Below are 14456 nucleotides of genomic sequence, written 5' to 3'. Positions count from 1 at the left end.
AACAGAATAATCGTCCTATTAATCCAGCAAAGCAGACTCTAGTGCAGCTTGAATCTGCGTCTGCCAATCCTCTTTCTGTAAGATATTAAAGTGATGGGAAGGAATCGTGCGCACCTGAGCAGAACCCGTTGTCATTTTTTGCCAATCAGCAGGCATCGGATTGTCTGCCAGGGTATCACCCGCCCACCAAGCGGTAATTGCACAGCTCAATTCAACAGGAGTAAAACTACGGATCAGCTGTTGAGTATAGGCATGACGTAGCTGACGTTCCTCGGCATGTTGCCAGCTGTCATCTGCCAGTTGTAAACCTTGTAATCGAGCCCAATTCAGTAGTACAAAAGGCCACTGTTCAGGAGCATCTTGCTCAAGCAGCTCTATTAAAGACTGGCGTTGAGTATCTGATAGCTGCTGCAAACGTTGTCGACTCTCACTATCAAACTCGTCTTCTGCCCAGTGCAGCAATTGCTCAACAGTCTGGGCCGTTTCATCTGTAGTAAGTCGAGTATCCACAACCCCTAGGAAAGCCACCTCTTCACCGGCTTGTTCCAGCATTTCTGCTGCAGTAACAGCCAACATACCGCCTAATGACCAACCCAACAGGTAATACGGTCCCTTGGGCTGTTGCTCCCTTATCTTGGCCAGATACCCAGTTGCCATAGACGTTAGTGAATCGGCACTGTCCTCTGCTTGCCCTGTCATATCATGGCTTTGTAAGCCCCAAAGTTGCCATTGTGGCAGCCTCTCTGGTAGATGACGGTAATCCTGCACATAACCGGTTGAAGGGTGGAAACAGAACAACTTAGGTTTTTTATTTTCCTGCTCTGTAGAGCCTTCCTCAAGGGAAAGCGCCGCCTCTTTATTCGAAAGTGCAATTAGGGTTCCAGTGTTCGCTTCACCGTCCACCAATTGTGCAAACTGAGCAACCGAAGGGGCAGAAAAGATCATATTAACCTTCACTGACATACCCAAAGCAGATTGCAGGCGACTAGTCAATTTAATCGCGGCTAATGAGTGTCCCCCCAAAGCAAAGAAATCATCTTCGACACCGACACTCTCCAGCCCCAGTACTTCGGCCCATAACTTGACCAATGTTGCTTCCAGAGCCGTTCGTGGTGGTGTTGAGCCACTTTGTTTTAGTAGATCCTCGGCTTGTTGAGTCAGTATCTGACGATTCAACTTGCCATTGGCCATCAGTGGCAACTGATCCAATAAGCGTAGGGTAGGCACCATATGATCAGGTAAACGATCCTGCAGCTGCCCCTGTAATTGTGCCAGACTGCTCTGCTGCTCCTGCTTCAAGGTCACAAAGGCAAACATCTGCAGGTCACCTTGTAGGCGTGGTACCACCACCACCGCTGCTTGATTCACCGATGGCAACGTATTAATCAGGTTTTCGATCTCATCTAGCTCAACTCGATAACCCCGAACCTTCACCTGACGGTCCGCACGTCCCTGCAACACAAGGCTGCCATCGGGTAGATAACGGGCCAGATCACCGGTACGATACAAGCGCTTGCCACCAACAGAGAAAGGATTAGGTATAAAACGCTCAGCTGTTTGCTCCTCAGATAAATACCCTCGGCTCAGGTTAGCCCCAGCAATGTAGAGCTCCCCTGACATACCTGCTGCCACAGGCTGAAGATCACCATCCAGTAAGAAAATAGCGGTGTTATCTAAACGCTCACTCAGCGGTAACCCCTGAACAGGTAGAGAAGCATCCACTTTGTGAATCATCACACCAATGGTTGCCTCCGTAGGGCCGTAGTGGTTATAAATTTGTAGCTCAGGAGCATGCTGCTGCAAGATGCCCAATACACTCGCTTTACAGGATTCGCCTCCCAGAATTAACTGTTTACCAGGCAACACACCAGATACATCACCATGGCTTAACCAAGCATCCAACAAAGACGGCACAACTTTCAGATGGTCAATCCGGTGCTGTTGCTGATAGTGCGCCCAAGCTGCTGGATTCAATGTGGTTTCTCGATCAATCAGATGTAGTTCACCGCCACTTAATAGGGCAGTAAACAGTAAGGTATAACTCAGATCTGCTGCCAGTGAGGTCACAATCGCACTTTTTTCACCCGCCTGTAGGGGAATGCGAGTCAGAATGCTACTGCTGTAGTTCTGAACCTGACGATGGTTGACCACCACCCCTTTAGGTTTACCGGTACTACCAGAGGTAAACAGCAGATAAGCCGCTTGATCTGGATCTATACTGATATCGGGTAACTCAGCAGAGTAGCCATCCAAGGCCGACTCTCCAGCAAAAGAGAGCGGATTCAGTATCAGGCAAGGTACATCAAGCAATGCCGGTGTCGGTTGACCTGGGGCACAGAGCACCAGGTCAGGACTAGAGTCACGCAAAATATCCAGGGTACGGGCCGCAGGCTGACGCATCTCCAGTGGTACAAAAGCCGCACCACTTTTCATCACCGCCAGCATCGCCACTAGCATATCCTGAGCCTGATCCAGATACAGTGCGACCCTTGACTCTGCTACCATGTCTTGGGCAATCAGGTGATGAGCTAACTGGTTACTGCGAGTTTCCAATTCACGATAGCTCAGAGAAAAATGTGTTCCATCGGCCAACACCGCTTTAAGTTCAGCATGCTCCTGGGCAGAACGACTGAATAGAGCCGGATATAAATCCTCGCTCATCAGCACTGGCCAAGGCTGAGAAGGAGCTAGGTTTTCCAGACAAGTGTTAAACGTGGCACTATCCAAAGCCAGTGTTACCACAGGCTTATTAGGTGCAGATAAAGCATCCAATAGCAGGGATTGGTACTGCTCCAGCAGCACAGTTGCAGCCTGTTCACTGTAACAACTGGACTCATAGTTTAAGCTCAGAGTCAGTTTGCCCTGCGTATCTATTGTAGGGATCAACAATAGATCAAAACCCTGACTAAAGGCTTGCAGACGGGTAATACTGATAGAGCCATCACTACAAAGGCCTAACCCTGATACCTCACCCTCAGTACTATCTAGGCTATTACCCCATTCAAAACCAAAGCGGCTATGCTCTGGTTTAGCATCAGATTCAACAGCGTAGTATTCCTGCCACTCACTGGCCGCTTCCTGCTGATTCTGCATGCGTTCCATAGCAACCTGGAAACTTTCACCCTCTACCGCTTGCCAAGGTAAAGGCAGAGGTCTGGTGAACATCCCCCAAGTATCAGCCAACTCTTCATAGTCACGACGACAATCATGCACCCAGCCCAGAGGCGTAATCGCCTGCTCTGTATGGTCCAGACTCAGACGACGTAATAGGATCGCCCAAGCCGTCATCAGCACAGTTTCTGCACTAATATCCTGCTGACTGGTAAAGGATTCTAATGCCTGAACCAATGTTTCATCACATATAGATACGGCTTCATATACCCCCTCCTCAGCTACAGATACAATATCTGATAGCCCTGCTTCAGCAGTTGTATTCTGCTGATATACCAGACCAACCGGTTGCCATTGCTCTGGACACTGTTGTGCCCAGAAAGCCTTACCCTCTTCTGCGTCCTCATCACCCTGCAGGTCATACAACCAGGCGGAATAGTGGTTGTATGGTGTCACCTCTTCATCAGCATTGCTCTCTGACTGAAAACCAGATAGAGCATGAGCCAAACGCAATAGAGTGCCACGGTCGGCGCTCAGCGCTGGCAGTATTAAACGCAACTGATGGCACTCATCACTCAATCGGGTCAGCTCCGCCCGGATAGACGGAACAGGTTGTTCTTCCGGGTTATCCCTGGAAGACTCGGTGGTAGACGACACAATCTCTACCCCCCCCTGACTACTGATGCCCTGTAAAGGCACCTGTAACCCTTGCTGAAACTGCAGGCAGATACGCAGAGTTTCCTGTTCCTTCACAATGGCTTCCAGTTTTTGTAACCACTGCGACGGATCAAAAGTCCCCCGAATATCCAGAATCAGGACTGGTGCAGGCTGTTTAGATAGCCAGCAAAGGCGTTGCTGAGGTGATAGTCGGAAGTTTGCCGAGATATCCTGATAAGTTGTCATTGTCTTTCCCTTTACTCTTCAACAGTCGCAGTATCAATATTCTCATCGCGGCGCATTTTTCCCATTGCCACACAGATCTTACGGTCCCCTTCAAAAGGATCCCTGGCATGGGCGACTAACATATTGTCCACCATGACCACATCACCTTTTTGCCAGTAGAAACGTACTGCGCAGGCTTCATATGCTCGACCAATCTCTGTCATCACTTCATCGCTGATAGGTGTACCGTCACCGTAGTAAACGTTACGCGGTAAGCTATCGGGTCCAAATAGAGCTTTCAGATTTGCTCTGACCTCAGGCTCTAAGCAGGATTCATGGTGTAGCTGTACCTGGTTAAAGAACGACTTATCCCCAGTCTCAGGGTGAGGTACCACTGCGGGTCGATGCTGCTCAATACGCAGACCATCATCTTCCAACCAATACCAGCGCATGCCCTCTTCCCGGCAGTAAGCCTCTACTTCATCCCGGCTATCTGTTTTAAAGAAGTCTCGCCAGTTCACATCCAGCTTATCGGTGAAGTGACGCACATATAGTAGGCCTTTTTCCTCCAGCGGTTTCACCACCTCTTCCGACAGCTCCCGGTAAACCTCACGACAGTCCGCCACGGGGGTACGGCCACCCACTGGCGAAGGCGTTTCGCAGTAGAACAGCTGTCGGCACGGCCATGACGACATATGGGAGCTTTCATTGTGATACAGGATCATGTGCTGCTCTGGATACGGGGTGGAATGATAGATATTCTTGCCCGAGTTATTCTTCGGTAAGTCGCCATAGGTACCATATAGCTCTGGCACAATTGCCTGAGAGAACTGCTCAAAACTGGTAGCATCAGGCAGGTTAAAACCACGGAATAACAGGCCACCGTGACGGCGCAACTGTTCTTCAATCCAGTCTCTGGCCCGCTCCGCCCATACCATAGGGTCCAGTTCACCCAACTTAGGTTCAATAATTAATGGCAGTTGAGTCTCTTCATTCAATAAAGAGGTCTTCACCTGCTCAGCCGGAGATTGGCTGATCTGAGTGGGTTTAATACTTTTTAAACGTTTCAGCTTATCTTTTTTACGCACGCCCTTGCTCTCCGGGGTAATCGTCGTCCGTTGTGAGAATTGCCAGTCCCACTGCTCCAGTGGCTGACTGCTATGGTTGGCATGAGTCGTCAGGTAATCCAGCAGAGACATAAAGCCCTGGGTCAGACGCTCAATGGTTGTGGTATCAAACAGGCTGGTTCGGTATAACCAGCGAGCATTAAGACTGCCGTCATCGCTTTCTTCCAGGAAGACCGCCAGATCAAACTTGGAGGTTTCTCCCTGAGGCTCCAGCTCTTCAAAGGTCAGACCAGCAAAATCATCGTCACCTTTCGGGGTGTTCTGCATAACAAACAACACCTGAACCAGAGGGTTAATGCCCTTGGCACGAGGTGGTTGCAGCATCTCCACCAACTTATCAAACGACACCTGCTGATGTTGATAAGCACCTAAGGTGGTATCTCTCAGGTTGGATAGACGATGATCAAAGCTCTCGTTATCCGACAGCTGAGCCCGTAGTGGCAGCACGTTAACAAAGAAGCCAATCAGTTTTTCCAGCTCGGCCTGCTCACGGTTAGCAACATCGGTACCGACAATAAAGTCATGCTTGTCTGTGGTCCGTTGCAGCAGGCTGTTGAAGGCATTTAACAACACCATAAACAGGGTCGCATTGCGCCCCTGGCTATAGGTTTTCAGCGCCTCAATCTGACGGGCTGATACGGTATGGCTGACAGCGGCCCCCTGATAATCCGGCTTATCCGGACGCGAGATGTTTTGTGAAGAGCCGTGTTGTGTAAGAGCCTGCGGTAGATCCAATACCAGAGGCACATCCAGCAGCTGCTGACGCCAGTAATCCAGATCACGGGACAACTTCTGCTGTTGCTGATCACTGCGCTGCCAGTAAGCGTAATCCGCATACTGAATTGGTAGAGGAGTTAATGCAGGTTCAGCCCCCTCAGCAAAGGCCTTATAACAATGAGTGAACTCATCAACCAGAACGCCTAGCGACCAGGCATCTGCTGCAATATGGTGCAGGGTAAACTGAAGCACATGACTCTCTTTTGCCAGACGCAGCAGCATCACTCTCAGCATAGGCGGTGTAGTCAGATCAAAAGGCCGCTCTGCCTCTTGATCAATCAGTTGCTGCACCTGTAGCGCCTGTTGTGATTCATCTAAATGACTCAGATCCTGGAAGATCAGATCACTGTTTGGCTGCTCAACAATATACTGTCGTGGTGCATCACCCTGGATGCGGAAACCAGTACGCAGGGCCTCATGTCGCTGAAGAATCATATCCACCGCAGCCTGTACTGCCTGACGATCCAGCTTGCCCTGCAGTTTCAGGGCCACAGGAATGTTGTAGGCGCCATCAGCCCCTTCCAGCTGATCCATAAACCAAAGTCTTTGCTGGGCGTAGGATAGAGGCAGCGCCAGAGAACGACTCACAGGTTTAATTGCCACTACATTATCCCCGCTCTCTTGCTGATCCCGCACCTGTTCTACGGCACTGGCCAGACTGGCAATGGTGCTATGCTTGAATAACGCGGTAATCGGCAGGGAGATATCCAGCTCCTGACGGATACGGGAAATAACCTGTGTTGCCAGCAGTGAGTGCCCGCCCAGCGCAAAGAAACTGTCCTCTGTACCAAACTGTTTAACCGGCAGTAGCCCCTGCCAGATCGCCGTCAGCTGCTGTTCCGTTTCACTAAAAGGCACACTCTGATCATTGCCAGCCTGCCTATTACCAGTCTGTGTGAACTCCACCGGCTTTTGCATCAGTGCTTTACGGTCCACCTTGCCATTGCGGTTTTGCGGTAATTCTTCCAGCTCAACAAAACGCGATGGCACCATATGGGCAGGTAACTGTTGGCTAACCGCTGCGCGCAGTTCGCTTTCTGCCACTGACTGACGTCCCTGCCAGTAGGCGACCAGATAGCTGTGTCCATCCTGCGCCACAATTACCACAGCAGCCTTATCAACCGCGATCTGCATCTCCAGACAGGCTTCAATTTCACCGGGCTCAATACGCTGCCCCCGTAATTTCAATTGGAAATCCCGGCGGCCCAGGTACTCAATACGGCCATCATCCAGTCGGCGCCCCAGATCTCCGGTGCGATAAAAACGCTCACCCGGAGCAAATGGATGTTCAACAAACACTTCGGCAGTACGTTCAGGATCACGCCAGTAACCCCGTCCAACACTGACACCAGCCGCACAAATCTCACCAGCAATGCCTATAGGCTGTTCACGACCGGCGCTATCCAGAATATAGAGTTGGTTATTGGACGTAGGGCGACCCACTGGTATTGGCTTATGCAGATCCTCTGGAATGGTCGTAATCGGATGCCAGCCAATATTATCCGAGCACTCCGCAGGGCCATAAGCGTTCAGAATAGGGGTATCAGGGAAACGCTGTAACCAGTCACTGACCAGAGCCGCTGGCAAGGCTTCACCAATAGACTGTAACCAGCGCAGAGAAGTCAGCTGGGCATTGTTATCTGCGGCAGACAACAGAGCACGAATCTGAGTCGGCACCAGCTCCATCAGAGTGATTTGCTGTTGCTCAACCGCCTGCAATAGGGCCTCAGGATCACGGGCCACCTCATCCGGCATAATATGCACCGTAGCACCCATCACAGGGGCTGCCAGGAACTGCCAGATCGAAATATCAAAGGACTGAGCCGCCACCTGGGCAACACGATCCTCAGCGGATAAGCCCAGAGAAACCCGGTTACCCAACATATTGTTGAGCATGCCTCTGTGCTCAACCATGGCACCTTTTGGTGTACCGGTAGAGCCTGAGGTAAAGACTACATAAGCCAGGCTATCAGCCGTTGTCTGCACAGGCAGAGCCGCTTCGTTATCTACCTTCTGATTACTCGTCTCCTCATTAGTAGCTTGCCAATGGTCCTCAATAATACACAGCGCCACAGAACGACCGGTGGCCGCACTCACGCGGGCAACCAGTTCATCCGCTTCTTTTCTGAATTGAGCAGAAGCGGCAAGTACCGGAGCCTCACTCTGAATCAGCAAGTGCTCCAAACGGGAAGCCGGCAGGCCTGGGTCCAGCGGCATATAAGCCGCGCCAGCCTTAAAGGTGGCGATAATGGTATTCAGGAAAGGCAGGCCCCGTTCTGCCAGTAATGCCACCAGCTGTTCAGGCTTGGCCCCCATCTCAACCAGAGTATGACCAATGCGATTACTGCACAGATCCAGCTCACGATAGCTCTGTTGTTGATCCATGCAGACCGCAGCAATTTTACCCGGCTGCTCTGCAACCTGACGAGCAAACAGCTCAGGATAGCTGGCATTTAGTGGCAAGTCAGAGCCTATGCCCTGCGGCTCACCCTCTTGCGGCCCTTTTCCTAGATAATCAGCAAAATTATTAGCACTTTGATTAAACTCAGCCAGTTGCTGCTGTTCCTGGGCACTGATCAGTGTCAGATCCGCCAATTTGGCATCGCCATGTTCTGCCAGAGACAACAGCATATGCTGCATCAGCCCTAGTAGCTTATCCACAGAGACCGAGCGGAAGCGCTCAGGTAGGAAAGTAAACTGCAGTTCCAGTCGGGAACCCGGCAGTACATCAATCAGCAGTGGGTATTCGGTCTGTACTCTATCTTCGATAAAGTCGATCTGGCAGTCCGGCAGACGGCTAGCCATACCATTATCCATAGGGGCATTGGCAAATACCATCACACTGTCAAATAGAGACTGGTCGGCGTCTACCTCGGTACACTGCTGAATATCGGTTAATGGCAGGTATTCATGCTGACGCAGAGTCAGATTGAGTTCCAGCAACGCCTGTAACCAATCACTGACTCGGGTGTCCTCATCTAGAACGACCCGCAATGGCAGGGTCTGAATAAACAAGCCCTGCATGCCATCGGCACCATCCAGATCAGCGGGACGGCCCGCAACGGTCACGCCAAACAGTACATCCTGACGATCATTACAACGGGCCAGTAATAATGCCCATGCGGCCTGAACCAGAGTATTAACCGTTATCTGTTGCTGCTGACAGAAAGTACTTAACTTTCTGGTTTCCTCAACGCCCAGTACCAGTTGACGATGATTGCTATCACTATTAGAAGAGCCAATATCAGAAGAACCCGCCAGCGGAGCACTCTCCATAAATGGCAGAGCAGTTGGGGTATCAAAACCTACCAGTGTCTGCTGCCAGAATGAGCGCGCTTCATCCATCGGCTGATTGGCAAACCAACGCAGATAATGCTGGAAAGGCCGCACCGGAGATAACACCGCCAAATCGCCATTTTTATGGGCCTGATAACACTGCAACAGTTCATCCAGTAGCAGGCCAAAGCTCCAAGCATCACTCAGCGCATGGTGTGCACTATGGCACAGGACAAAACGCTGATCAGATAAACGGAATACTCTTAACCAGGTCAGAGGTGCCTTTTCCAGAGATAGGGGCTCCACTCTCTCCTGTAATAGGGCGCTATCGATGTAGCTTTGTTGGCGTTCTGCGCTTAGGTCGCTGATATCATCCCAGATCAGGCTTGTATCAAGCTGACGCAAAACACACTGTAACGGTTGCTCCAGATCACGCCATAAAAAGACGGTTCTTAGCACAGGGTGTCGCTCAACCAACTGTTGCCAGGCCGAAATCAATGCAGCCTGATTCAGAGGACCATCCCACTGCAGACAGGTCTGTGCCAAATAATCCGACTGATCGGATTTCAGGGACTGAATCACCATGCCATGCTGCATCGGCGTCAGGGGATACAGATCCTCAACCTGCAGCCATTCCACTGACAGGCCTTCCAAAACGACCTGCTCAGGGCATAGAGGGAAAGCACTTTGTTCCACAGATGTCTCTTCGGCATCTATGCTAGCAGCAATAACATCCAACAGAGACACCAGTTCAGCCGTTAGCTCAGTAGCCATATCCCTTGTGGTACCTGCACCCAACTGACCCTCCATGCGGATACCCAGCTCACCATCCTGACGAAACACGGAAATAATCAGAGGAATATCAGTCACCAGGTTATCCTGGTGCGCAACTAAAGAGCCCAGTGGCATCTGGCTATCCCAGTCACCCAACCAGCGCACCCAGGCCTGAGGGGCAGGCAGCTCCAGCAGAGGTTCCAGCAGGTACTCATTATCGGTCAAATAACGTAGAACACCATATTCCGCACCGCCCCTAGGCATCGCTTGCAAACGATCACTGACCTGCAGCCAGTCATTCTCAGTCTCACCGCTTAAGCCTTCGACAATCAGAGGCACCGGCAGATCCAATGCTCCAGACAGCTGGCTGGCATCAATACCCGTTCGAGATAACACATCATCAACAGGTAAAACATTCAGATCGATACGCGCAGCACTGACCGCCAACGCCAGGGTATCCGTATCTTGCTGACGAGCCAGCAAGGCCGCCAGTGCCGAAGTCACCAGAGATACCGGCGTAACAGTACGGGATTGTATCAGGGCCTTAATATTTGCCTGACTCTCAACCGATAACGTCAGCTCTGAGGCCTGCGTATCGAATGATTCATGAACAGCAAATTCCGGCGCAGCCAGTTCCAGCCCGGCATGCTCCAGCCAGTACTCCCAGGATTCTTCCAGATCTTCAGACAAAGCACGCTGCTGTTCAGCTTCCAGATAACGCATCTGCTGGAAACCCGATGTCGCCAGTACCGGTTGACTGTTCGGGGATTGTGTACTCTCCTGGGATTGGGTATATACACGAGTCAGATCAGCCAGCAACAAAGGCCAAGCAGCAGTGTCCAGTGCCAATGGATGGGCACATAACAATAGATGCTGATCAGATAGCGCAGCACCCAGCCAGGGCTGATCATTTTGCTGCATGTCTACAAATAGCGATGCAGCCAGTGTATCCACTGATGCGCTATCTATCTGATCTGCAGCGATCACAGTAACACCAGAAGCCTGTCGGTTCTGACTCTGCAGCCACTCCCCCTGTTCATTTTGAACCAGAGTGAAAGGATAATAGTGCTGCTGTAACTGACTTAGTGCAGTCGCCAATGTTTCCTGCTGCATAGCATCTGGTAGCTGTAACAGACACCATAGAGGACGCATCTCCCCTTCCAGGCGCTGTTGCTGACCAGGGGTAAAAGGTACCACCTTACGTACATCAGTAGTCTCAGCACTATCCTTCTGCAGATCTTCTGCATCACCATCAATGGCGGCGGCCAGAGTAGACAGAGTACGGTATTGGAACGCCAGAGCAGGCGTTAGAGCTAACCCTAACTTCTGGGCACGGGTAATCACCTGCAACAGCATGATGGAATCCCCGCCCAAGGCAAAGAAGTTGTCATTAACACTGATCGCATCCCGTTGCAGCAGATCACTCCAGATCTGTGCCAGGGCAATTTCACTCTCTGTCACCGGTGGTTGATGATTCTCTGATACCTCGGTCACCACAGGTGCAGGAAGGCGTTTGTAATCCACCTTACCATTGCCGGTCACAGGAATCTGGTCCAGCTGTACGATCTCATCCGGCACCATATACGCTGGTAACTGCTGCCCCAGATCGTGTTTAAGCTTCTGAATATTCAGATCGCCCTCTGCCACCAGCCAGGCAACCAGTCGAGCCGGACGCTTGTCCTCCTGCCACAGGTTGGCGACGGCCTGACGAATACTCTTAGAAACTTGGCTCAGGTGATAAGCCACTTCATCCAGTTCAACCCGATAACCACGAATCTTAACCTGATTATCCTGACGGCCCATAAAGCGCACCGTACCATCAGATAACCAGCAGCCTCTATCACCGGTACGGTAGAACAGCGTTTTTTCCACAGCAGTATCTTCTGCAGACAGGTCCTCCAGAGCAGGTAAAGAGACAAAGCGCTCAGCGGTCATTGCAAGCAGTTGATGGTAACCATCCGCCAGACCTTCACCACCCAGATAGATCTCTCCTGGCACACCGCTCGGCAAGGGCTGTCCCTTCTGATCCAGAATACGCACCTGGCGATTGGGCTGAGGGCCACCCAGTGATAGCAGATCAAGCGCTTCATCAGCACAAACCTGAGCCATATCTAATGGATTTAACAACGCCCCCACAGTCGCTTCACTTGGACCATAGTGGTTATATACCGACAATTTAGGTGCCAGCGCCTGAATCTGTTGCAACAGGCCTTTTTCCAGTGCTTCACCACCCAGCAACAAACTGTGCCTTGGTAGTAAACGTGCATCAGACTTGGCAGACAGCAAACCTTGCAGGTGACCTGGTGTCAACTTCAGGACATCAATACGCTGCTGGGCAAACAGATCCGCCAGAGCAGAAGCATCAAAACGGGTGTTATCATCCACCAGGTGCAGATAACCACCACTAAGCAAAGCGCCAAATAACTGGGTATTGCCCAAATCTGCAGCCAGGGTCGAGACACTGGCAAAACGACAGGCCTCAGGTAGTGACAGAGCATCCAGGATACCCTGCGTATAAGCGATGATTGCTCTATGACTGACTGCCACCCCTTTAGGTGTACCTGTAGAACCCGAGGTATAGATCAGATAAGCCGTAGCATCTGCGGTCGGTGCAGGCAGAGAGGCTTTAATAGCTAAGCCATCCACGCTCTTCTCGTCTAGCGCAAACTCTTTAAGCTGCAGCAATTTGACGTCTGCCGTTTCCTGATTCTGGGCCAGAGCATTCTGCAGTGACTCAGACAGGCAAGGCGCAGACAGAACCAGACGCGCCCCGCTATCAGCTACGATAGCAGCCAGACGGCCCACAGGCTGACTAGTATCCAGAGGCACATAAATTAAGCCCGCTTTCAATGCCGCAACCAGTGCTACAACCTGATCCACTGAACGGGATAAGGCTAATGCCAGAGTATCACCTGGTGTCAGCCCCACAGTCAGACAACGCTGAGCCAATAGATCAGAACGCTGATCCAGTTCAGCATAGCTTAGGCTACGTTGTCCATCCCCCACGGCTTCCCGCTCAGGATACGCGGCCACCTGATTGGCAAAAATCTCAGCCACACTGGCTGTAGACAACTCCAGGGCTTTACCCTGCCCCCACTGTTGCTGCTGTAAACGATCCTCAACAGATAACCAGTTCAAATCAACCAGAGGCTGTTCCGCCTGAGCTACAAATGCCTGTAGTAACTGCTTTAGATGACCCAACAGTAGGTCAATGGTCTGATCACTGAAACGCTGTCGTTGATAGCTCAACAACAATTGCAGCCCCTCGCCCTCCAAGCCCGCAATCAGTGACACAGGATAACTGTTACGACCACGGGTCTGACGGATACCATCAACCATCTGACCATCATCCAGAGGCTGCATACTCAGCCCCAGCTCCCCGCTTTCATTCTCATCAAACGGGAAGTTCTCAAACACAAAAATGGAATCAAACAGGGCCGCATCACCCCCCCACATCACTCAGACCTTTCAGACGGACCAATGGCGAGTGCTCATACTGGCGCAGATCACCATTCAAAGCGTGTAGCTGCTTTAACCAGTCCGCCACAGAAACGGTTTCATCCCACCGCAAACGCAATGGCAGAGTGTTGATAAACAAGCCAACCATCTCATCAGCCCCTGGCGGATTATCTGGGCGGCCAGAAACTGTCACCCCAAACAGGGCTTCCTGACGACCAGCCAGAGACCCCAGCAATACTCCCCAGGCACCCTGTAACAAAGTGTTCAGCGTCAAACCTTGCTGCTGACAAAAGTTCTGCAGGGCTTGCCACTGCTCGCCCTGAATATCGATAGTCTGCTCACCATAGGGTAAACCTGGTGCCGGTGTGAATGCCGTATCCAGCTGCGGCAGAGGTGTTGAAGAAGTAAAGCCCTGTAGCTGTTCACGCCAGAAGGCTTCTGCCTGAACCTCATCCAGGCCGTCCAACCAGGTAATATAATCGGCAAATGGCGTAGTTTCAGGCAGAGAAGGAACGCTACTAACACCTGAGATAGCACCGCAGTGATAAGCATAGCGATTGAACCAGTCGGACATTAACAGTCCAACACTCCAACCATCCAGTAACAGGTGATGATAGGACCACAGCAGCTGCCAGCGGCTCTCTTCCAAACGGAACAGGCGCAAACGCATCAACGGTGCCATCTCCAGGTTAAAGCCCTCACTGGCATCCTGTTCCAGCATAGCTTCAAGCTCTGCTTCATCTCTGTGCTGCCAATCTTCAACCTGCAGTGGTAGCTCAACTTCTCGTTGTACCAGCTGCAGAGGGGTATCTAACCCCTCCCAGACAAAGGCAGTGCGCAGAATACTATGCCGCTGCAGCATATCTCTCCAGGCGGCTTCAAATGCCTGCAGATTCAGGTCCCCCTTCAATTCCACTCGGGTTTGAATGAAATATTCGGTAGACTCCGGTTGTGCCACGGAGTGAAACAACAACCCCTGCTGCAGAGGGGACAATGAATAAATACTATCGATCATATCGTGCATATATGTTTCCTATAACCCTCAATTCC

The 14456-nt window shown here is 51.3% G+C and carries 3 protein-coding genes; all 3 read right to left on the bottom strand.

What is annotated here, in order from left to right; all coding sequences use genetic code 11:
- Nucleotides 1–18 precede the first annotated feature (18 nt).
- From H579_RS25510 to H579_RS29880, 3 genes are read right to left on the bottom strand one after another with little or no spacing between them, the layout of a single operon-like run.
- Entirely contained in the window at nucleotides 19–4014 is a 3996-nt protein-coding gene (locus H579_RS25510) for a non-ribosomal peptide synthetase (protein ID WP_051227591.1), read from the bottom strand.
- Nucleotides 4015–4025: 11 nt separating this feature from the next.
- Nucleotides 4026–13403 carry a non-ribosomal peptide synthetase gene (locus H579_RS25505; RefSeq protein WP_084624102.1) on the bottom strand — a complete coding sequence of 3126 codons (9378 nt, stop codon included), beginning with the start codon at nucleotides 13401–13403 and terminating at the stop codon, nucleotides 4026–4028.
- The gene (locus H579_RS29880; protein WP_084624101.1) at nucleotides 13390–14430 is read right to left on the bottom strand and encodes a condensation domain-containing protein; all 1041 of its coding nucleotides are present in this window, start codon (nucleotides 14428–14430) and stop codon (nucleotides 13390–13392) included. Before H579_RS29880 ends, H579_RS25505 begins: the two co-directional genes overlap by 14 nt.
- Nucleotides 14431–14456: the final 26 nt, after the last annotated feature.

Source organism: Oceanospirillum beijerinckii DSM 7166, assembly GCF_000422425.1.
GTDB classification, from domain to species: Bacteria; Pseudomonadota; Gammaproteobacteria; order Pseudomonadales; family Halomonadaceae; genus Oceanospirillum; species Oceanospirillum beijerinckii.
This window is presented reverse-complemented; position numbering and strand designations above follow the sequence as displayed.